Here is a 22,412-nt window from a genome sequence, read left to right as displayed (position 1 = left end):
TCCAACCCCTCGTTCATTTATTAATTGTATTGTAATAAGAAGTATAGAATTGGTAACACAAACAACCAACTATCTGTTCGATCTAAAATACCACCATGTCCAGGTAAAATTGTACCTGAATCCTTTACACCATAATGGCGTTTAAATGCAGATTGTACTAAATCACCAATTTGTCCAAAAATAGAAATGATAATCGTCAGAACGATTAAAACTCCTACATTCGCTTCAACTGGGAAGAACATATTGTAAACAAGTGCAACAACAATTCCACAAACAATACCGCCTAATGAACCTTCAATCGTTTTATTCGGACTAATTTCTGGCCATAATTTTCTTTTTCCAAATGCTTTTCCTATGAAATATGCACCTGAATCAGTTGCCCATATGACAAATAGTGCACAGAACACATATTTGATTCCTAATATTCTCGTTTCATTTAAATATAAGAATCCCATTCCAACATATGTCGTTGCCATAAGTAAAAATGAAGCATTGTCAAAAGTAAATGTATTCTTAGAAAGGACTGTATATGATAAAAGTAATAAAACAATCACAAATGTGATTTCTAATTTACCTAACCCAATCCACGTAAACAGTTCTGATGCACTACTCGGAATTAAAATAATCCACAATAATACTGCAGCTAAAACTGTTGGTACCGAAATAAGCGTAAGCTTGTTCATACGAACTAATTCATATAAACCTATAGAAGCAAGTGCATACACTAAAACTGTAAAAGGCACGCCACCGTAAATTACGATGGGAATGAATAGCGCGGCAGCAATCACTCCAGTAATAATTCTCTGTTTCACTACCAAACCCTCTCTTTCTACACGCCTCCGAATCTGCGCCCTCTATGTTGAAAGTCTGTAATCGCATCTAGCAAATGTTCCTCGGTAAAATCTGGCCAATACACATCTGTAAACCAAAATTCCGAATAAGCAATTTGCCATAACATGAAATTACTAATACGTAGCTCTCCGCTTGTACGGATTAACAACTCTGGATCAGGTAAAGAACTCGTCATTAAGTAAGAAGAAATCTTTTCTTCACTTATTTCTTCCGAACGAATTTTTCCTTCCTCACTATCTTTCATCATATGTTGCACAGCAGAAACGATTTCATCTCGACTTCCATAGTTTAACGCGAAATTAAGAATTAATCCCGTATTCTCTTTCGTATCTTCCATGGCTTTTTCCATCGCTCTGCGCGTATGCGTAGGAAGACGATCTTTTTGCCCTATTACTCGGACTTGTACGTTTTCTTCAATCAACTCTGGTAAAAATGCACCTAAAAATTCTTCTGGAAGCTTCATCAAATAATCAACTTCTTTTTTCGGTCTTTTCCAGTTCTCAGTCGAAAAAGCATAAAGAGTTAATACTTTCACATCAAGCTTACTTGCAAATTTTGTGATTTTCTTCACAACTTGCATACCTTCATGATGACCAGCAATGCGAGGCATGGCTCTTCTCTTTGCCCATCTTCCATTACCATCCATAATAATAGCAATATGTTCTGGGATATATCCTTTTTTCACTTTTTCAATGAGATGATCAAACGATGTGACCTTTTTACTTTTAAAAAAAGGAAACTTTTTAAACATCATTCATACCCTCCAACAAGCAGACGTATGCCTAAAAGTGTAAAAAGACCCCCTTAAGAAGAGGGTCATATTTGCGAAATTATCGCTATTACACTTCCATAATTTCTTTTTCTTTGTTTTTTGCGATTTCGTCAACTTTTGCAATATATTTATCTGTTTCTTTTTGGATATCTTCAGTATATCCTCTTAAATCATCTTCTGTAATGCCGCCAGCTTTTTCAAGCTTCTTAAGGTCATCATTACTGTCACGACGTACGTTACGAACAGCAACTTTTGCTTCCTCAGCATATTTCTTCACAACTTTTACAAGATCGCGACGACGCTCTTCTGTTAATGCAGGGAATGCAATACGAATTACAGTTCCATCATTAGAAGGGTTTAAGCCTAAATCTGCTTTTAAAATTGCTTTTTCAATATCACCGATAGAAGTTTTATCATAAGGTTGAATTACAAGTAAACGTGCTTCTGGAACTGTAATGTTCGCTAATTGCACAACTGGTGTTGGTGCACCATAGTAATCAACTTGTACCTTATCTAATACAGACGAGCTTGCACGACCAGCGCGAACTGTTGCTAATTCACGAGAATAAGCAGCAACTGCTTTTTCCATTTTTTCATTTGAAGACTTCAATACTTGTTGTCCCATAATTTATTTCCCCCTTACAACTGTTCCAATATTTTCGCCTAAAACGGCACGTTTAATGTTACCTTTTTCCATAACCGAGAATACAATTAATGAAATATCATTATCCATACATAAAGAAGAAGCTGTAGAATCCATTACACCTAAACCTGCTTTTAATACATCTAAGTAAGTAAGTGTTTCGTATTTCGTAGCTGTTGGGTCAATAGATGGATCTGCACTATATACGCCATCCACATTATTTTTCGCCATTAAAATAACGTCCGCTTCGATTTCAGCTGCACGTAATGCTGCTGTTGTATCTGTAGAGAAGTATGGGTTACCTGTACCTGCAGCAAAGATAACAACACGTTTTTTCTCTAAGTGACGAATTGCTTTACGACGAATGTAAGGCTCTGCCACTTGACGCATCTCAATTGAAGTTTGTACGCGAGTTTGAATTCCAATATTCTCTAAGCTATCTTGAAGAGCTAATGAATTCATAACTGTTGCTAACATGCCCATGTAATCTGCTCCTGCACGATCCATGCCCATTTCACTTCCAATTTTCCCACGCCAAATGTTACCGCCACCAACAACAACAGCAACCTCTACATCAAGTTCTGCAATTTCTTTCACTTGTTCCGCAACTGACTTAATAACAGCTGGGTTAATTCCAAATCCTTGCTCGCCAGCTAAAGCTTCTCCGCTCAGCTTTAAAACGACACGATTATATTTCGGTTTACTCATAATGAACCTCCAATTGCTTACATCTTTATTTTAAAAAAGGGAACACAATGTGTTCCCTAATCTGTATTAGTTGTTACCTTTTACTTGGTTCATTACTTCTTCAGCAAAGTTGTCTTCGCGTTTTTCGATACCTTCACCAACAGCGTAGCGAACGAATCCTTTTAATGTTCCGCCTTTAGACTCAACGAATTGACGAACTTTCATGTCAGGATTCTTAACGAATGTTTGGTCAAGTAAGCAAATCTCTTCAAAGAATTTGCCAAGACGGCCTTCTACCATTTTCGCAACGATTTTTTCAGGCTTGCCTTCGTTTAAAGCTTGTTGTGTTAATACTTGACGCTCATGCTCAACTTCTTCAGCTGTTACAGCATCGCGGTCGATGTATTTAGGGTTAACTGCTGCGATGTGCATTGCTACATCTTTAGCAGCTGCTTCGTCAGTAGAACCTTCAAGAACTGTTAATACACCAATACGTCCACCCATGTGTAGGTAAGCGCCGAATGCATCAGCATCAGTTTTTGATACGATTTCGAAACGACGAAGTGTAAGTTTTTCACCAATTTTAGCGATTGCTTCGTTGATGTGCTCTTCTACTGTTTTGCCGCCTTCGATTGTTTGAGCCATAGCTTCTTCAACGTTAGCAGGTTTGTTAGCTAATAAGTGAGCAGCTAATTCTTTAATTAACGCTTGGAAACCTTCGTTTTTCGCAACGAAATCAGTCTCAGAGTTTAATTCTAAGATTAAACCTTCGTTACCGTTTGTTTCGATGAAAGTTAAACCTTCAGCAGCGATGCGATCTGCTTTTTTAGCAGCTTTCGCAATACCTTTTTCACGTAAGAAGTCAATTGCTTTCTCCATGTCGCCGTTAGTTTCTGTTAAAGCTTTTTTGCAGTCCATCATACCTGCGCCAGTTTTTTCGCGAAGTTCTTTTACCATTTGTGCAGTGATTGCCATATTTTTCATCCTCCTAAAATATGTATTTATACCTTTTATAAAGGTGTTTATACCTTAAAAAAGGTGATAAAAGGCCGAACCCCTTATCACCTTTCCAAATTTGTTACGCAGTAACAGTTTCTTCACCTTGTTTTGTTTCAAGGATCGCGTCTGCCATTTTAGATGTAAGAAGTTTTACAGCACGAATTGCATCATCGTTTGCTGGAATAACGTGATCGATTTCGTCCGGATCACAGTTTGTATCAACGATACCGATGATTGGAATGTGTAATTTGCGTGCTTCAGCAACTGCAATACGCTCTTTACGAGGGTCTACTATGAATAATGCACTTGGAAGACCTTTCATATCTTTAATACCGCCTAAGAATTTCTCAAGACGCTCTAACTCTTTTTTAAGTTGAACAACTTCTTTCTTAGGAAGTACTTCGAAAGTACCATCTTCTTGCATTCTTTCGATATCTTTAAGACGCTTGATACGCTTTTGGATTGTTTGGAAGTTTGTTAAAGTTCCACCTAACCAACGTTGGTTAACGAAGTACATACCAGCACGAGTTGCTTCTTCTTTAATAGCTTCTTGTGCTTGTTTTTTAGTACCTACGAATAAAATGTCTCCACCTTCAGCAGCGATGTCACGCATCGTTCTGTAAGCTTCCTCAACTTTTTTCACAGTTTTTTGTAAGTCGATGATGTAGATACCGTTACGCTCTGTGAAGATGTAACGCTTCATTTTTGGGTTCCAACGACGAGTTTGATGTCCGAAATGAACACCAGCTTCAAGCAATTGTTTCATAGAAATTACTGACATAATTTAGTTCCTCCTAAATGGTTTTTTTGATATCCTCCGTTTACTTCATCTCTAAGCGAAACTACGAACGTAGCACCAACACTTAAATCAGTAAACGTGTGTACTTTGTACTGACACCACTGCTTACTATATCATACTGAAATATTACAATCAAGTCGAAAATGCGAACAATGTAAAACTTTCTTTTTTTCACGCTCAAATCCTAGTATTACCAACCTTCAATTCCTTTAAGCAAGGAATTGAAGGTTAATTAATAGTTTTCTAATGAATGTTGTCATGATGCCTTACGTAAGCACAATCATTCACTTAAAAAAACAAAAAACTCTCCTCAAGCGAGGAGAGTTTTTTTATAAATTAGTTTGTTTTTAATTTAGCAAGTTCCTGTAGAAACTTGTCGTTTAGCACTTTAATGTATGTTCCTTTCATACCTAAAGAGCGAGACTCAATAACACCAGCACTTTCTAATTTACGTAGTGCATTTACGATTACCGAACGAGTAATTCCTACGCGATCAGCAATTTTACTTGCAACAAGTAAACCTTCTGTTCCATTTAATTCTTCGAAGATATGCTCGATTGCTTCTAACTCACTGTAAGATAATGAGCTAATCGCCATTTGAACAACAGCTTTACTACGTGCTTCCTCTTCGATTTCTTCTGCTTTTTCACGTAAGATTTCCATACCTACAACAGTTGAGCTGTATTCAGCAAGAATTAAATCATCGTCTAAGAACTCTTGACCAAGACGAGCTAATACTAGTGTACCTAGACGCTCACCGCCACCAACGATTGGTACGATTGTAGTTAAACCTTGACCGAATAATTCTCTATTTTCTACTGGGAATGCTGTGTAGTCACTATCCACACCTAAATTTGAAGATGTTTCTGTAACATTGAATAAACTTTGCGTATACTCTTCTGGGAATTGACGCTCTGCAAGCATGTGCTTCATACGTTCGTTTTCGATTTGTTGGTGAATCGCATATCCTAATAATTTACCGCGACGACTTACAACGAACACGTTCGCTTCAATTACTTCACACATTGTGTCAGACATCTCTCTAAAGTTTACAGGCTTTCCTGCTGCGCTCTGTAATAACGCATTTAATTTTCTCGTTTTTGCTAATAATTCCATTTCAAAATTTCCTCCTACATGTTACTTACATATTTTTTCATCACTTGGAAACTAGGGCGAGTCACCTGATGACACTATTACAAAATAAACTGGCTCACATCTTTATTTTTAGCTATTGTCGCTAATTTTTCCTCAACATATTGAGGTGTTATCGTTATTTTCTCTAACGTAATTTCAGATGCCTCAAACGATAAATCTTCAAGGAGCTTCTCCATAACAGTATGAAGTCTTCTCGCTCCAATATTATCTGTATCCTGATTAACTTGATAAGCAATCTCAGCAATCTTACGAATAGCTTCGTCTGAAAATTCAATTTCTATACCTTCAGTCGCTAATAACGCCGTGTACTGTTTAATTAGCGCATTGTCAGGCTCGATTAATATTTTAACAAAATCATCCGCCGATAATTTTGTTAATTCTACTCGAATCGGAAATCTCCCTTGCAATTCCGGAATTAAATCCGACGGTTTAGACATATGGAACGCTCCAGCTGCAACAAATAAAATATAATCCGTTTTTACTGATCCGTATTTCGTTGCTACATTCGACCCTTCTACAATCGGTAAAATGTCACGTTGCACACCTTCACGCGATACATCTACGCTATTCGACTGCTTACCAGCAATTTTGTCAATTTCATCGATAAAAATAATCCCGAGCTGTTCAGCACGATAAACAGCCTCTTGTGTAACTTCATCCATATCAATTAAGCGCTGTGCCTCTTCATTTGTCAAGAGTTTTCTTGCTTCTTTTACAGAAAGTTTACGTTTTTTCGTTTTTTTCGGCATGATACTTCCTAGTGCATCTTGGAAATTCATTCCCATTTGCTCCATGCCAGTTCCTTGCAACATATCAAACATAGAAGACTGTTGTTCCGTCACTTCGATCGATATCACTTCATCTTCAAGAAGGCCTGCCGCAAGCTTTCTTTCCACATCTTGACGTTTCTTTTCGATTTCATCATCTTCCTGTGCATCAGATGTTTGGTTTGAATTTTGATTACCACCAAAAAGCATTTCTAATGGATTTTTAAATCCAGATTGTTTCTCCGGACTCGGCACTAAAATTTCAACAAGACGTTGATTCGCTTGCTCTTCTGCTTTATCTTGAACTTTAACTACCATTTCCTCTTTCACAATACGAACAGACGTTTCAACAAGGTCGCGGACCATCGACTCTACATCTCGACCCACATATCCAACTTCTGTAAATTTCGTCGCTTCAACCTTAATAAAAGGTGCTCCAACGAGTTTCGCCATTCGCCGTGCTACCTCTGTTTTACCAACACCTGTCGGTCCAATCATTAAAATGTTTTTAGGTGCAATTTCATCACGTAAATTTTCAACTAATTTACTGCGACGGTATCGATTTCGTAGAGCTACAGCAACCGCTTTCTTTGCATCTTTTTGACCGATGATGTATTGATCTAATTTTTCCACAATTTGACGCGGAGTAAAATGTAAATGCATATAAAATGCCTCCCTTACGATTCTACAATTCTTCAACAATTATGTTGTGGTTCGTATAAACACAAATATCGCCTGCAATTTCTAAACTGGCCTTCGCAATTTGTTTCGCTGTTAAATGTTCACTTGCATGTTGCTTTAAAGCACGACCAGCAGCAAGTGCATAATGTCCGCCTGAACCAATTGCTAAAATACCATCATCTGGTTCAATCACTTCTCCTGTACCTGAAACAAGGAGCATCGTTGTTTTATCCATGACAATGAGCATTGCTTCTAGCTGACGTAGCATTTTATCACCACGCCATTGTTTCGCCATCTCAACTGCAGCGCGCTGCAAGTTGCCATTATACTCTTCTAATTTTCCTTCAAACATTTCAAAAAGAGTAAATGCATCAGCAACTGATCCTGCAAAACCAGCTAAAACTTTCCCTTGGAAAAGTTTGCGAACTTTGCGAGCTGTATGTTTCATTACAACAGCATTCCCCATCGTTACCTGACCATCTCCAGCCATTGCACATTCTCCATTATGATGAACTGCAAATATCGTTGTAGCGTGGAAATTTCCCATAGAAAAAACTCCTTTATATGTTTTTATAGCCTTAAAAGCAATTTATGCCCGCGGGTGATGCTTCATGTACACAGAACGCAATCTTTCTTTAGAGACATGCGTATAAATTTGTGTGGTTGACAAATTCTCATGACCTAATAGCTCCTGCACAGTACGTAAATCCGCTCCTTCATCCAACATATGTGTAGCAAATGTATGCCTTAACATATGGGGACTTATCCGCATTGTAAGTGAAGCTTTCTTAATGAGTTCGTTCAAAACATAACGTACACCCTGATCTGTTAACGGCTTACCTTTCGCATTTAAAAATACCATATGAGATTGTTCTTCAGTCTTTTGAGCTAACTGTTTTCTCCCGTTCTCTATATAAGTAATTAAAGCATCTTGTGCATAGCTTCCGAACGGAATATATCTTTGTTTTTTCCCTTTTCCCATCACTAAAATTGTTCCCACTGCAAAGTCAATGTCGGTAAGTTGCAAATTAACGCATTCGCTTACACGAATCCCAGTTGCATACATCAACTCTAATAAAGCTTGATTCCTTTGACCTAATGGTGCCCCTGTATCAGAAACTTCAAACAATTCCTCTAACTCTTCAGCATATAAAAACTTTGGGATTGACAATTCTTTCTTGGGAAGTGACGCAAGTGCAAACGGATTATCTTTTTGATAACCTTCACGCATCAAAAAACGATATAAACTTCGTAAGCTTGATACTTTCCTTGCGACAGATTTACGGGCTAACTTCTGATCGTGCAACGTCGTCAAGTATAAACGAACATCCGCGTATGTAACATCTAAAAAAGAGGATATGCCTTCTCGCTCCATAAATTGCACAAAATGTTCTAAATCATTTTGATAACTTGCAATTGTATATTTTGAATAATTTCTTTCAATTTGTAAATATCCAACGAATAATTGTAACAATTTCTTCACATTCACATCCATATAATTCACCTCAATAAAGGCTACTAAATCGTATCACAACTTAGTAGCCTTTGCAAGAAATTTAATTAAATATTTACAAAATTTTGAATTGTTTCCAAAGCGCGTGTAGCATATGCTTCATTTCGCTCTTGTTTCTTTTTAATTTTCTTCTCTAACGGTGTAAATAAACCAAAGTTTGCATTCATTGGCTGGAAGTTTTTCGCATTTGTCGCAGTAATATAATTCGCCATACTTCCCATTGCAGTTACAGGTGGTAATACAACTGGCTCTTCACCTTGTACAAGTCGAGCAGCGTTAATACCCGCTAATAATCCTGATGCTGCTGATTCAACATAACCCTCTACACCAGTCATTTGACCAGCGAAGAATAAATCATCACGTTGTTTATATTGATATGTTGGACGAAGCAAATTAGGCGAATTAATAAACGTATTACGATGCATTACACCATAACGTACAATCTCTGCGTTTTCTAGTCCTGGAATTAGCTGTAACACTTCTTTTTGTGGCCCCCACTTTAAATGTGTTTGGAAGCCTACAATATTATATAATGTTCCTGCTGCATCATCTTGACGTAACTGAACAACCGCATACGGTGTTTTCCCTGTTTTCGGATCTTCTAACCCAACAGGCTTCATCGGTCCAAATACTAACGTCTGTCTCCCTCTACTTGCCATAACTTCTACTGGCATACAACCTTCAAAGAAAATTTCTTTTTCAAATTCTTTTAAAGGCACTGTCTCAGCAGCAATTAAAGCCTCATAAAAACGATCAAACTCTTCTTCTGTCATTGGACAGTTTAAATATGCCGCTTCACCTTTATCATAACGGGATTTTAAATATACTTTATTCATGTCAATGCTGTCTTTCTCAACGATCGGCGCTGCAGCATCATAGAAATAAAAATAATCTTCACCTGTTAATTTTTTTAATTGTGCAGAAAGATCCGGAGACGTAAGTGGACCTGTCGCAATAACAGTTGGTCCCTCTGGAATTTCAGTGATTTCCTCATTCATTACAGTTACGTTCGGATGATTTTTCACATATTCAGTCACTTTCGCCGCGAATTCATGACGGTCTACAGCTAAAGCACCTCCTGCTGGTACAGAGCACTCATCAGCTGCACGAATAATGACAGAATCCATTAGACGCATTTCTTCTTTAATAACACCAACAGCATTTGTTAATGTGTTTGCACGAAGTGAGTTACTACATACTAATTCAGCAAATTTATCTGTATGATGAGCTGGTGTTTGCCTTACTGGTCTCATTTCATATAATTTTACTTGGACACCACGCTTTGCAATTTGGTAAGCTGCTTCGCTTCCTGCAAGACCTGCGCCAATGACGTTTACTACTTGTGTTGTCATATATATCACCTTTCCTTTTCTTCCCGAAAAAAATGTGAGCAGTTACGCTCACATTTGTTGTTCTTCTTCATAATCACACGAAATACATTGTACTTGCACGCCTTTTTTTAACTTTTTCTCTACGAGCATACCTTCACACTTCGGACATTTACGACCAATCGGCTTATCCCAAGATACAAAGTCACATTCTGGATACGTACCGCATCCGTAGAAAAGGCGTTTCTTTTTATTACTACGGCGTTCAATAATTTGCCCTTTATCACACTTCGGACAAGTAACACCGATTTCTTTTACAATCGGTTTTGTATTACGACATTCCGGGAAATTTGAACAAGCCATAAACTTCCCATATTTACCCATTTTAAAAACCATCGGGTGACTACATAATTCACAGTCTTCCCCAGCTGGTTCATCTTTAATTTCCACTTCACGCATTTCTTTTTCCGCTTTTTCTAAACGCGGTTCAAATCCTACGTAGAAATCATCAACAATTTTCACCCAATTTGCATTTCCTTCTTCTACTTCATCAAGGCTTTGCTCCATATTGGCAGTAAATTCAATGTTAATAATTTCTGGGAAAAACTCTAAAATAAGTTCGATTACTATTCCACCAAGCTCAGTCGGAACGAAGCGTTTATTATCTAAAGCAACGTATCCTCGTTTTTGGATTGTTTCAAGTGTCGGTACATAAGTAGACGGTCTCCCAATTCCAAGCTCTTCAAGTGTTCTTACTAGACGAGCCTCTGTATAACGCGGCGGAGGCTGTGTGTAATGTTGCTTTGGTTCTATATCTTTTGAAAATACAGTTTCACCTACTTCTAACGGTGGCAACATCTTATCCTTTTCTTCCGCACCATCATCTTTCGACTCTACGTACACTTTCATAAATCCTGGGAACTTTACAACTGATCCACTTGCACGGAACTGAACATTGTTATTAATGAGTTTCGCTGTAACAGTATCCATTATAGCAGATGCCATTTGACTTGCAACAAATCGCTCCCAAATCAGTTTATACAAACGGAGTTGATCACGACTTAAGAAACTTTTTAGTTCCTCTGGCTTTCTCATTACCGAAGTAGGACGAATCGCCTCATGCGCATCTTGTGCTTTCGACTTTTTCGTTTCTTTCCTCTTCTCTGTTCCTATGTATTCCGCACCAAACGCCTCAGTAATGTAATCACGAGCCTCTGTTTGAGCTGTTTCTGAGATACGTGTTGAATCAGTTCTCATATACGTAATAAGACCTACAGTCCCTTGTTTTCCAAGATCTATCCCTTCATACAGCTGCTGTGCAAGCATCATTGTTTTCTTTGCTCGCATATTTAACTTACGCGCTGCCTCTTGTTGCAAGGAAGATGTTGTAAACGGTAATGCAGGGTTACGCTTTCGCTCTTTTCGCGTTACATTTTCAACCGAAAACGCATTGTCTTTCATCTTTTCGATTATTTCGTTCACTTGTGCTTCGTTCGTTAATTGAACTTTTTCACCATCTACACCGTAAAAGCTTGCTTCAAATATGTCTTTCCCTTTCACAAATTCTGTTTTAATTGTCCAGAATTCTTCAGGTTCAAAACTTTGAATTTCTTTTTCACGTTCGATGATTAAACGAACTGCTACAGATTGTACGCGTCCTGCACTTAATCCTTTTTTTACTTTCTTCCATAATAAAGGACTAATATTGTAACCAACAAGACGATCGAGTATACGCCTTGCCTGTTGTGCATCTACTAAATCCATATTAATTGCACGAGGATATTTAAATGATTCTTTTATTGCATCTTTTGTAATCTCATTAAATACAACTCGGCAATCTGATTCAACGTCCACATTTAACGTATTTGCTAAATGCCAAGCAATTGCTTCTCCCTCACGATCCGGATCGGCCGCGAGATAGACTTTCTTTGCTTTTTTTGCCGCTGATTTTAAATCTTTTAAAACGGGACCCTTACCACGAATGGTAATATACTTCGGGGTGAAGTTATTCTTTACTTCTATCCCCATTTGGCTTTTAGGTAAATCGCGGACATGTCCCATGGACGCGACGACTTTGTATTTTTTCCCTAAATATTTTTCAATGGTCTTCGCCTTAGAAGGCGACTCCACGATTACGAGGTAATCTGACATGCTAGTGCCTCCTTAAGAGGTGGATTCAAGTCTTCATCAATCTTATTGATTTCTCTTGTTTTTGTCAATCAAGAATGAATATACCATACAGCGACAATCTACCATTTGTCAATAATTGTTTAATAAAAACATAAAAATATATGGTTAATTTAAAATTTCTTCAAGGATATCCTCCGCATTTCTTACTAGCTTTGCGCCTTGTTGAATTAGATGATTCGTTCCCGCTGCACTCTCTATAAATATAGGTCCAGGAAGCGCAAACACCTCTCTATTTTGTTCTAGCGCAAGGTCTGCAGTAATAAGGGATCCACTTCTCGTTTTTGCTTCTACAACTAAAACACCTTTACTTATACCGCTAATAATTCGATTTCTTTTTGGGAAATACCATTTTTTCGGCACATAATGAGGCGGATACTCTGTCAATAACAATATATAATCTTTCCACATGTCATACAAACCTCTATTCTCCTTTGGATACATATAAGATAATCCGTGTCCTAATATTGCAATGGTCGGGCAATACTGCCTTACTGTAACTTCATGAGCAATTGTATCTATCCCTCTTGCAAACCCACTAACAATAAGCCATTCTTTTTCAAGCAAAGGGTGTAAGATAAACCTCATACTCTCCTTCCCATATAAAGACGGTTCTCTCGTTCCAACAATCGCTAATTTATTTACTTTATTTAGAAAATCTCTTTCTCCTTTTCCGTATAAAACAAAAGGGGGATCTTGTATTTCTCGCAGTAATTGTGGATAGTCCTTATCCCATATTGTTATATAAAATATTCTCTTTTTTTCTAACTGGGATACATATTGTTGGAGATTTGAAATTTGAAGAAAATTTACTAGTTCTAAAGATTTTTCCGAGGATATTCCAGCGTGATATTCAAATTGTTTCGGACTAAAATTGTATATTCCCTTCAGTTCTGGATCAACATATAGTAGTCTCTCCATCGCCTTCCAATGATCCGCCAACATGTAATGAAGGTGCAATAAACGTTCTCTTTTCATCCAAATTCTCCTTACCCATAATTTTTATTATGTAAACAAAAAATGTGTAAAAAGACACCCTCTAATAAGAAGGTGCCTTTCAAAAAGATTAGTAGTTTTTACAAGTCTCAAATAATCCCTTTTCTTTTAAAACAGAGATTAATGTTTCACCCATAACAGCTGGTGTTTCCGCTACTTTAATACCACAAGCTTCCATTGTTTTAATCTTTTCAGCAGCAGTTCCTTTGCCGCCAGAAATGATCGCCCCAGCATGACCCATACGTTTGCCTTCAGGCGCTGTTTGACCACCAATGAAGCCTACAACTGGTTTTGTCATATTAGCTTGTACCCATTCTGCTGCTTCTTCTTCTGCCGTACCGCCGATTTCACCAATCATAATTACAGCATGCGTTTCTTCATCTTCATTAAATGCTTTTAACGCATCAATAAAGTCCGTACCGTTAACAGGGTCTCCCCCGATACCTACAGCAGTAGATTGGCCAATACCTTCTTGCGTTAACTGATGTACAGCTTCATACGTTAATGTACCAGAGCGAGATACGATACCAACATGACCTTTTTTGTGAATATATCCTGGCATAATACCAATTTTACATTCGTCAGGTGTAATGACACCAGGGCAGTTTGGTCCAAGTAAACGTGTATGTTTACCCGCCATATATCTCTTTACGTTTACCATATCTAATACAGGGATTCCTTCAGTAATACATACTACTAAATCAACCTTTGCATCAACTGCTTCCATAATTGCATCAGCCGCAAAAGCGGGTGGAACGTATACAACTGAAGCGTTTGCGCCTGTTGCTTTCACAGCATCTTCTACTGTATCAAATACTGGTACGCCTTCAATATCAGTGCCACCTTTACCTGGTGTTACACCACCTACAATTTTCGTACCGTATTCAATCATTTGCTTTGTATGGAATAATCCTTGAGAACCTGTAATACCTTGAACAATAACTTTTGTATCTTTATTAACTAATACGCTCATTTTTCTCCCCCGCTTTCTATTAGCCCACTAGTGAAACAATTTTTTGTGCACCGTCTGCCATAGATTCTGCTGCAACAATATTTAAACCAGACTCATTTAAAATTTTCTTTCCTAGCTCTACGTTTGTACCTTCAAGACGTACAACTAAAGGCAACTCAAGACCTACCTGCTTCGTCGCTTCAATAACACCTTCTGCGATAACATCACACTTCATAATGCCACCAAAAATGTTAACGAAGATACCTTTTACATTTTTGTCAGAAAGGATAATTTTGAATGCTTCTGTAACTTTTTCAGCTGTTGCACCGCCACCAACATCTAAGAAGTTAGCCGGGTCACCATGGTAATGTTTAATGATATCCATTGTAGCCATTGCTAAACCTGCACCATTAACCATACAACCGATATTTCCATCTAAAGGAATGTAGTTTAAGTCATATTTAGAAGCTTCAATTTCTTTTGAATCTTCTTCTTCAAGATCACGAAGTTCTAAAATATCTTTATTGCGATATAACGCATTAGAATCAAAGTTTAATTTTGCATCTAACGCCATAACTTTACCGTCACCTGTTGTAACAAGTGGATTAATCTCAGCGATAGAGCAATCTTTTTCGATAAACGCACTGTATAAGCCCATCATAAACTTCACAGCTTGTCCTACAAGTTCTTTTGGAATATTGATGTTAAACGCGATTCTACGCGCTTGGAAACCTTGTAAACCTACTGCTGGATCAATATATTCTTTAAAGATTTTTTCAGGCGTTTTTTCTGCTACTTCTTCAATTTCTGTTCCACCTTCTTCAGATGCCATTAAAACAACTTGAGAAGTTGCACGATCTAATACAAGACCTACATAATATTCTTTTTTAATATCGCAACCTTCTTCGATAAGTAAGCGTTTTACTTCCTTACCTTCAGGACCTGTTTGATGCGTCACAAGTGTAGTTCCTAAAATGCTTTCTGCATATGTACGAACTTCTTCTAAATTTTCCGCAACTTTTACACCGCCAGCTTTGCCGCGTCCACCAGCGTGAATTTGCGCTTTAACTACACATACTTCCGTTCCTAATTCTTTCGCTGCTTCTACAGCTTCTTCTACTGTAAATGCAACCTTCCCGTTCGGAACGCTAACCCCATAGCTTCTAAGGACTGCCTTACCTTGGTACTCATGGATATTCATGGTCCCATCCTCCCCTGTTTTCCTGTTTTACTCGAAAAGTTTTTTAATGTTTAAAAAACATTACATTGCCATTGTATAAGATGATTGGCACGCTGTCTACAATAAAGTGTCAGAAAACTGAAATCGCTTTATTCTTTTTCGGAAATAATAATGTTTATATACCAAAATAAAAAATAAGCTGTGAATATACAGCTTATTTTTGAATCATATCTTTAATTGGCGCGAATGATTTTCGATGTTCCTCTAATACTCCATGCGCTTCAATCGCTTCTAAATGTTGTTTCGTCCCATATCCCATATGTTGTTCAAATCCATATGCAGGATACTTTCCTCCTAACTCTTTCATCATGCGATCTCTCGTCACTTTCGCAATAATAGATGCAGCTGAAATAGAGACACTTTTCGCATCACCTTTAATGATTGATGTTTGCGGAATTGATGTAGGAAGCTTCATCGCATCGATTAATAAATATTCTGGTGTACATGATAAATTAGCAACGGCATCTAACATCGCTTGCTTCGTCGCTTGATAAATATTTATTTCATCAATAACTTGTGGTGATATAATTCCAACTCCAATCGCAATTGCATGCTCTTTAATTTCATCATAAAAACGCTCACGTTTCGCTTCACTTAATTTTTTCGAGTCATTTAATCCTGGAATATAAAAATCTTCCGGAAGGACGACAGCCGCCGTCACAACCGGTCCTGCTAACGGCCCACGACCCACTTCATCAATACCAGCAATGTATGTGAGCCCTTTTTCACGTAACTCATTTTCGTACTTTGACATTTCTAGAAATTTTTCTCTTTCTTTTTGCGCTAACTCTTTTTGTTTATACCACTTCAAAATTAGTTTTTGAACACCTTTTCGCTCATCTTTCACTAACATTTGAAAACGCTCGTCTTCTTCATTCATAATTTCTTGCAGCAAACATTCCGCTTCATGAATAGTCATTTTTTGCATCTATTTACACTCCTTTTAAACGTAACCAAAAAGAAAAGACGTACAAACGCACGTCTTATACTTCTTCTACTTTTTCTGCATCTTCTACCTGCTCTGCAAACTCTTCTGGTGTTTCAAACGTCATTTTTCCAAATCTTCCACCACGAAGCTCACGAAGTATAAGCTCAGATGTTTTATCATAATCAATCATTCCGCCGCCCATTAAGCAACCTCTATTTTTTCCAATTGCATCAAATAACTCCACAATTTCTTCTGGAATGTCATTTAAATTATATCGCTCTTTTAAACGTTCTGGATAATGTTTTTCCATAAAACGTAACGCATAAATAGCTACATCCTGTAGATTTAATATAGAATCTTTAATTGCACCAGTCGTCGCTAAACGAAGACCAACTAATTCATCTTCAAATTTAGGCCACAAAATACCTGGTGTATCTAATAATTCCATTTCTTTCCCAACTTTAATCCACTGCTGGGCCGTTGTCACACCAGGACGATCTCCTGTTTTTGCTATATTTTTCTTCGCTAATTTATTAATCAGTGTAGATTTACCAACGTTTGGAATACCTACAATTAAAGCACGAATTGCTCTTGGTCTAATACCTTTAGCAACCATTTTATCGAATTTTTCTTTGACAAGAACTTTACAAGCTGCTGCAATTTCCTTCATACCTTGTCCAGCTTGCGCATTAATTGAAATTGCCTTTTGACCTCTTTCATCAAAATATGCAATCCACTGCTTTGTAAGACGATCATCCGCCATATCCGCTTTATTTAAAACAACAAGCCTTGGTTTATGTGTAATAATTTCATCAATCATTGGATTACGAGAAGATAAAGGTAATCGAGCATCTACAAGCTCAATTACAACATCAATTAACTTTAATTTTTCTGTTACTTGGCGTCTAGCCTTTGCCATATGTCCTGGGAACCATTGAATTACCATGTTGCCACCTTCTTTTTCTTTTATTTCACAATACGTGCATCTTTTAACGGCCAATATAGCATATTTGCTTTACCTATCATTTGGTCCATTGAAATTGTACCAATCGAACGGCTATCTTTACTAAAACGACGATTATCGCCTAAAACAAATAATTGACCTTCTGGAACAGTTTTCTTTCCTGTCATTTCTTCAAGAGTAAAATCATATGTAAGCGGTCCGTCAGCAAGTTGTTTTTTCTGCTTATCTAAATACGGCTCCTCATAAGGTTTCCCGTTAACATATAGTTTATCATTACGGTATTCGATTTCGTCGCCTGGCAGGCCAATAATACGCTTAATATAATCTTTTTCTTCCGTCGCTCGGAATACAATAATATCAAAGCGTTTCGGATCACCTATGTGATAGCCAATTTTATTAACAATCATTCGATCACGGTCATGTAAAGTCGGCGACATCGATACACCGTCTACGAGAATTGGGGCAAAGAAAAACTGTCTAATTACGCCCGCTAATACAACAGCAATCAAAATTGCTTTGATCCATTCCCAAAGTGAGCTCTTCTCTTTCTTCATGCTTTCCCCTCCACTGTTATGTAAGCTGCTCGTATTATACCAAAATTTCATATAGATTGGAAAAAGGGAGCTTGTGTATTTACAAGCTCCCATACATGTCTTATCGAATTTCTTTAATACGTGCTTTTTTACCGCGAAGGTTACGTAAGTAGTATAACTTAGCACGACGTACTTTACCACGGCGAAGTACTTCGATGTTCGCGATTCTTGGCGTGTGAACTGGGAATGTACGCTCAACACCTACACCGTAAGAAATCTTACGAACTGTGAATGTTTCACTGATTCCGCCACCACGACGTTTAATTACAACACCTTCGAAAAGCTGAATTCTTTCACGAGTTCCCTCAACTACTTTTACGTGTACACGTAAAGTGTCTCCAGGACGGAATGAAGGAAGGTCAGTTTTCAATTGGCCTTTTGTGATTTCTGTGATTAATTGTTGCATATTAAATTCTCTCCTTTAAACAGATGCTCTTATAAAGTCTTATTAAATTACAGCGGAACATCGTTAATACGGCTACTGATTTCAGTAGCACAAATGTTATAATAGCATATTGCTAGGACTGTTGCAATAGAAAATATATCAAGCCCTTATCGGTCTTCTTTAATCTGTTCCAGCCATTTCTCTTCTTGCTTAGATAATTCTCGTTCTTCCAGTAAATCCGGTCTACGTGTGTACGTACGACGTAGTGACTCTTTATGGCGCCATTCATCAATGTTTTTATGATTTCCTGACATTAGTACATCCGGTACCTTCATACCACGAAAATCAGCAGGACGTGTATAATGTGGGTGCTCTAACAAACCTGTGCTAAAAGAGTCTTCCACTTGTGACGTTTGATTCCCAAGTACTCCTGGCAAAAGACGTACAACACTGTCAGTGACTACCATAGAAGCCAATTCTCCACCCGTTAATACGTAATCCCCAATAGAAATCTCATCTGTTACAAGATGCTCACGAATTCGTTCATCGTATCCTTCATAATGGCCACATACAAAAATAACATGCTCTTCTCCAGCAAGCTCTTCTGCCTTCTTCTGCGTGAAACGCTCTCCTTGTGGACACATTAAGACGATTCTCGGCTTACGGTCTGTTTCCTTCGTTAACTCTTCTACTGCGTCAAAGATAGGCTGTGGGGTTAATACCATACCAGCGCCCCCACCATACGGATAATCATCTACACTATTATGCTTACTAGTTGTATACTCACGAAAATTGACAACACGAAGCTCTACCGCTTCTTTTTCTTGTGCTTTCTTTAAAATTGAAGACCCAAATACACCCGTAAACATATCTGGAAACAATGTTAAAATGTCAATTTTCATTATAGTAGCCCTTCCATTACATGAATGGTTACTAATTTATTTTCAATGTTAACTTGAAGTACAACGTCATCAATATAAGGAATTAACAAATCTTGACCCTTTGGACGTTTAATCACCCAAACGTCATTCGCACCAGGAGATAGAATCTCTTTGATTGTCCCTAACGCTTCTCCTTCTTCCGTTACAACGTTGCAACCAATAATTTCATGGTAGTAGTATTCGCCTTCAGCTAGTTCGCCTAACTGCTCTTCTGGTACTTTTATTAAAGAACCTTTTAACTTCTCTACTTCATCTACATTGTTGTATCCTTCAAGTGTTAATAAATCAAATGTCTTATGTTGACGATGAGAAGTTACCTTCACTGTAAGATAGTCTGTACCTTTCTCATCCCATATGTATAACGTGTTCCCTACTTTATATCGCTCTTCTGGAAAATCAGTACGAGAAATAACACGAATTTCTCCTTTTACGCCATGAGTATTTACAATTTTCCCTACATTAAACCACTTTGTCATAAATAGTATGTCACCCCTGGTTTCTATATAAATTAAGCATTTCCATTTTATATATGGAACATGCAATTTCTCTTTAAATGTTAAAAAAGGGAGAGGAAATAACTCCTCGCCCTTTTTACGTTTATTGAATTTCCAGCGTGACGTTCTCATCATTATGATGTCCCACTGAATACAAGAGCATTCTAATCGCTTTCGCAACTTTCCCTTGCTTTCCAATGACTTTTCCAACATCCTCAGGATGTACAGTTAATCGATACTTTATTTCTCCGTTGCAAAGTTCCTGTGTAACTTTTACATCTCCAGGATGATCCACAAGAGGTTTAACAATTGTCTCGACTAACATTTTCATTGTCATTGCCTCAATTACTTACCTTGTTTAGATAAGTGGAATTTCTCCATGATACCTTGGTTAGAGAAAAGGTTACGAACTGTATCAGATGGTTTAGCACCATTTCCTAACCATTTTAATGCTGCTTCTTCGTTGATCTTAATTTCCGCTGGTTGAGCAACCGGATTGTAAGTACCGATTTCCTCAATGAAACGTCCGTCACGAGGAGAACGAGAATCTGCAACAACTACACGATAGAAAGGAGTTTTTTTAGCTCCCATACGTTTTAAACGAATTTTAACTGCCATTTATAAAGCACCTCCGAATTTATTTCACACAGATAATTATATTAGCAAAAAGACTATTGCTTTGTAAAGTATTTTTTCTTAACAGAGCCATCTTTTTTCCTTACATGAATGGAAACTTCAATCCACCTAGTCCTTTTTTCTTACCTTTTTGCATTCCCGTCATCGTCTTCATCATTTTTTTCATATCATCAAATTGCTTGATTAGACGATTGATTTCTTGTACCGTTGTACCGCTACCTTTGGCAATGCGCTTTTTACGACTAGCATTGATTATTTCCGGTTGTTCTCGTTCTACTTTAGTCATAGAACGAATAATTGCCTCAATATGCCCAATTTGTTTTTCATCAACTTGTGCATTTTTCAGCCCTTTAATTTTATTTGCACCAGGAAGCATTCCTAACAATTCGTCAAGTGGTCCAAGTTGACGCACTTGTCCAAGTTGTTCTAGGAAATCGTCAAGCGTAAACGAAAGCGTACGCATTTTTTGCTCAAGTTCTTTTGCTTTCTCTTCATCAACTGTAGCTTGCGCTTTTTCAATTAATGTTAAGACGTCGCCCATCCCTAAAATACGGGATGCCATACGTTCTGGATGGAACGCTTCAATTGCATCTAGTTTTTCACCCATACCAGCAAATTTAATTGGTGTATTTGTTACAGCCTTAATAGATAATGCCGCACCACCGCGCGTATCACCATCTAATTTCGTTAGTACAACACCTGTTAATCCTAACTGTTCATGGAAACTTTGTGCTACATTTACCGCGTCTTGTCCTGTCATCGCATCGACAACAAGGAAAATTTCATCCGGCTTCGCAACTTCTTTGACTTTCGCTAATTCACCCATTAGTTCTTCATCAATATGCAGGCGACCCGCTGTATCGATTAAAACGTAATCGTGATGATCTTCTTTTGCTTTCGCAATCGCTTGTTTCGCAATTTCAACCGGACTTACTTGATCTCCTAAAGAGAAAACAGGCATGTCCAATTGCTTCCCTAATGTTTCAAGCTGTTTAATCGCTGCTGGACGGTAAATATCCGCTGCAACAAGCATCGGTTTACGATTATGCTTTTTACGAAGCAAATTTGCAAGCTTACCTGTCGTCGTTGTTTTACCCGCACCTTGCAGACCAACCATCATTATAACAGTAGGTGGCTTATTAGCAACAGCAATTTTGCTTTGCTCTCCGCCCATAAGTTCTGTAAGTTCTTCCTGTACGATTTTAATTACTTGTTGTCCAGGTGTCAAACTTTTCATTACATCTTGTCCGACAGCACGCTCAGACACACGCTTTATAAAATCTTTTACTACTTTAAAGTTAACATCCGCTTCTAAAAGAGCTAGACGAACTTCTCTCATCATTTCTTTTACATCGGCTTCAGAAACTTTTCCTTTGCCGCGGATTTTTTGCATTGTCTGTTGAAGTCGGTCGGCTAATCCTTCAAATGCCATATTGCCGCCCTCCTAATCTAATTTTTCGATAGCTTCAACAACTTGTTTCATTTCTTCATTCACATGCTCTTCTTCGCTGAGTAGCTGTTTTAGCTTTGCAACAAGTCGCTGTCGCTCTTGAAACTTTTGAAGTAATACTAATTTATCTTCATATTCTTCAAGCATCGCTTCAGTCCGTTTAATGTTATCATACACGGCTTGGCGACTTACATCAAATTCTTCCGCAATTTCACCAAGAGATAAATCATCTAGATAATAAAGCGACATATAACTTCTTTGTTTTTGCGTTAACAACGATTGATAAAAATCAAATAAATAGTTCATTCTCGTTGTTTTCTCGAGCATGTTGGATCATCCTTTGTTAAGTGATTTCCCTTTACATGACTTAGTTTACATGGAGTATAAAAGAGTGTCAAGTTTTTTTCTTAACATCACATATTTTTATAAAAAAAGAAGCGGAAATACCAC

25 protein-coding genes are annotated in these 22,412 nt (G+C 37.7%); all 25 read right to left on the bottom strand.

Translation table 11 applies throughout. The annotated features are described in order from the left end of the window. Positions 1 to 20: 20 nt before the first annotated feature. Positions 21 to 812: a phosphatidate cytidylyltransferase gene (gene cdsA, locus ABH959_RS07810; RefSeq protein ID WP_113936799.1), complete on the bottom strand. Its 792-nt coding sequence runs from the start codon at positions 810 to 812 to the stop codon at positions 21 to 23. 17 nt (positions 813 to 829) lie between these two features. Beyond that, positions 830 to 1,606 carry an undecaprenyl pyrophosphate synthase gene (locus tag ABH959_RS07805; protein ID WP_404492419.1) on the bottom strand — a complete coding sequence of 259 codons (777 nt, stop codon included), beginning with the start codon at positions 1,604 to 1,606 and terminating at the stop codon, positions 830 to 832. Positions 1,607 to 1,691: 85 nt separating this feature from the next. Then, positions 1,692 to 2,249, bottom strand: a complete 558-nt coding sequence (frr, locus tag ABH959_RS07800; RefSeq protein ID WP_215553958.1) for a ribosome recycling factor — start codon at positions 2,247 to 2,249, stop codon at positions 1,692 to 1,694. 3 nt (positions 2,250 to 2,252) lie between these two features. Then, on the bottom strand, positions 2,253 to 2,975 hold the full coding sequence (pyrH, locus tag ABH959_RS07795; protein ID WP_002014544.1) for a UMP kinase: 723 nt from the start codon (positions 2,973 to 2,975) through the stop codon (positions 2,253 to 2,255). A 66-nt stretch (positions 2,976 to 3,041) separates the two neighbouring features. After that, positions 3,042 to 3,929 (bottom strand): translation elongation factor Ts, encoded by an 888-nt coding sequence (gene tsf / locus ABH959_RS07790; RefSeq protein ID WP_002088177.1) that lies wholly within the window; start codon positions 3,927 to 3,929, stop codon positions 3,042 to 3,044. Between the two features lie 103 nt (positions 3,930 to 4,032). Next, complete coding sequence (gene rpsB, locus ABH959_RS07785) at positions 4,033 to 4,734, bottom strand: 30S ribosomal protein S2 (protein WP_002088178.1); 702 nt, start codon at positions 4,732 to 4,734, stop codon at positions 4,033 to 4,035. Positions 4,735 to 5,088: 354 nt separating this feature from the next. Continuing rightward, the gene (gene codY / locus ABH959_RS07780) at positions 5,089 to 5,868 is read right to left on the bottom strand and encodes a GTP-sensing pleiotropic transcriptional regulator CodY (protein ID WP_002014541.1); all 780 of its coding nucleotides are present in this window, start codon (positions 5,866 to 5,868) and stop codon (positions 5,089 to 5,091) included. Between the two features lie 77 nt (positions 5,869 to 5,945). Next, on the bottom strand, positions 5,946 to 7,337 hold the full coding sequence (gene hslU, locus ABH959_RS07775; protein ID WP_002014539.1) for an ATP-dependent protease ATPase subunit HslU: 1,392 nt from the start codon (positions 7,335 to 7,337) through the stop codon (positions 5,946 to 5,948). Positions 7,338 to 7,359: 22 nt separating this feature from the next. Beyond that, entirely contained in the window at positions 7,360 to 7,902 is a 543-nt protein-coding gene (hslV, locus tag ABH959_RS07770; protein ID WP_002014538.1) for an ATP-dependent protease proteolytic subunit HslV, read from the bottom strand. 42 nt (positions 7,903 to 7,944) lie between these two features. Then, positions 7,945 to 8,844: a tyrosine recombinase XerC gene (gene xerC, locus ABH959_RS07765; protein WP_078175468.1), complete on the bottom strand. Its 900-nt coding sequence runs from the start codon at positions 8,842 to 8,844 to the stop codon at positions 7,945 to 7,947. A gap of 71 nt (positions 8,845 to 8,915) precedes the next feature. Beyond that, on the bottom strand, positions 8,916 to 10,220 hold the full coding sequence (gene trmFO, locus ABH959_RS07760) for an FADH(2)-oxidizing methylenetetrahydrofolate--tRNA-(uracil(54)-C(5))-methyltransferase TrmFO (RefSeq protein WP_002066796.1): 1,305 nt from the start codon (positions 10,218 to 10,220) through the stop codon (positions 8,916 to 8,918). 48 nt (positions 10,221 to 10,268) lie between these two features. Beyond that, positions 10,269 to 12,347: a type I DNA topoisomerase gene (gene topA, locus ABH959_RS07755; protein WP_404492418.1), complete on the bottom strand. Its 2,079-nt coding sequence runs from the start codon at positions 12,345 to 12,347 to the stop codon at positions 10,269 to 10,271. A 144-nt stretch (positions 12,348 to 12,491) separates the two neighbouring features. Further along, positions 12,492 to 13,361: a DNA-processing protein DprA gene (gene dprA / locus ABH959_RS07750; protein ID WP_113936797.1), complete on the bottom strand. Its 870-nt coding sequence runs from the start codon at positions 13,359 to 13,361 to the stop codon at positions 12,492 to 12,494. A gap of 88 nt (positions 13,362 to 13,449) precedes the next feature. Beyond that, complete coding sequence (sucD, locus tag ABH959_RS07745; RefSeq protein ID WP_002033796.1) at positions 13,450 to 14,352, bottom strand: succinate--CoA ligase subunit alpha; 903 nt, start codon at positions 14,350 to 14,352, stop codon at positions 13,450 to 13,452. A 19-nt stretch (positions 14,353 to 14,371) separates the two neighbouring features. Continuing rightward, entirely contained in the window at positions 14,372 to 15,532 is a 1,161-nt protein-coding gene (gene sucC / locus ABH959_RS07740; protein ID WP_404492417.1) for an ADP-forming succinate--CoA ligase subunit beta, read from the bottom strand. A gap of 193 nt (positions 15,533 to 15,725) precedes the next feature. Further along, positions 15,726 to 16,499: a ribonuclease HII gene (locus ABH959_RS07735; protein ID WP_113936796.1), complete on the bottom strand. Its 774-nt coding sequence runs from the start codon at positions 16,497 to 16,499 to the stop codon at positions 15,726 to 15,728. Positions 16,500 to 16,554: 55 nt separating this feature from the next. Continuing rightward, positions 16,555 to 17,445, bottom strand: a complete 891-nt coding sequence (gene ylqF / locus ABH959_RS07730) for a ribosome biogenesis GTPase YlqF (RefSeq protein ID WP_002128821.1) — start codon at positions 17,443 to 17,445, stop codon at positions 16,555 to 16,557. Positions 17,446 to 17,465: 20 nt separating this feature from the next. Further along, on the bottom strand, positions 17,466 to 18,017 hold the full coding sequence (lepB, locus tag ABH959_RS07725; RefSeq protein WP_002088189.1) for a signal peptidase I: 552 nt from the start codon (positions 18,015 to 18,017) through the stop codon (positions 17,466 to 17,468). A gap of 100 nt (positions 18,018 to 18,117) precedes the next feature. Continuing rightward, the gene (gene rplS / locus ABH959_RS07720; protein ID WP_002014524.1) at positions 18,118 to 18,462 is read right to left on the bottom strand and encodes a 50S ribosomal protein L19; all 345 of its coding nucleotides are present in this window, start codon (positions 18,460 to 18,462) and stop codon (positions 18,118 to 18,120) included. A gap of 146 nt (positions 18,463 to 18,608) precedes the next feature. Continuing rightward, on the bottom strand, positions 18,609 to 19,343 hold the full coding sequence (gene trmD / locus ABH959_RS07715) for a tRNA (guanosine(37)-N1)-methyltransferase TrmD (protein ID WP_002014522.1): 735 nt from the start codon (positions 19,341 to 19,343) through the stop codon (positions 18,609 to 18,611). Then, positions 19,343 to 19,858: a ribosome maturation factor RimM gene (gene rimM, locus ABH959_RS07710; protein WP_002014521.1), complete on the bottom strand. Its 516-nt coding sequence runs from the start codon at positions 19,856 to 19,858 to the stop codon at positions 19,343 to 19,345. The genes trmD and rimM overlap by 1 nt, the downstream gene beginning before the upstream one ends. Positions 19,859 to 19,979: 121 nt before the next feature. After that, a complete protein-coding gene (locus ABH959_RS07705; RefSeq protein ID WP_002088196.1) occupies positions 19,980 to 20,207 on the bottom strand; it encodes a KH domain-containing protein in 228 nt (75 codons plus the stop codon). A gap of 14 nt (positions 20,208 to 20,221) precedes the next feature. Beyond that, entirely contained in the window at positions 20,222 to 20,494 is a 273-nt protein-coding gene (rpsP, locus tag ABH959_RS07700) for a 30S ribosomal protein S16 (protein WP_113936795.1), read from the bottom strand. A gap of 100 nt (positions 20,495 to 20,594) precedes the next feature. Further along, entirely contained in the window at positions 20,595 to 21,944 is a 1,350-nt protein-coding gene (gene ffh, locus ABH959_RS07695) for a signal recognition particle protein (protein ID WP_002014519.1), read from the bottom strand. 12 nt (positions 21,945 to 21,956) lie between these two features. Beyond that, positions 21,957 to 22,289, bottom strand: a complete 333-nt coding sequence (locus ABH959_RS07690) for a putative DNA-binding protein (RefSeq protein ID WP_002033794.1) — start codon at positions 22,287 to 22,289, stop codon at positions 21,957 to 21,959. Positions 22,290 to 22,412 lie beyond the last annotated feature (123 nt).

The sequence above is a fragment of the Bacillus sp. RC51 genome, assembly GCF_044908115.1.
Lineage (GTDB): Bacteria > Bacillota > Bacilli > Bacillales > Bacillaceae_G > Bacillus_A > Bacillus_A mycoides.
This window is presented reverse-complemented; position numbering and strand designations above follow the sequence as displayed.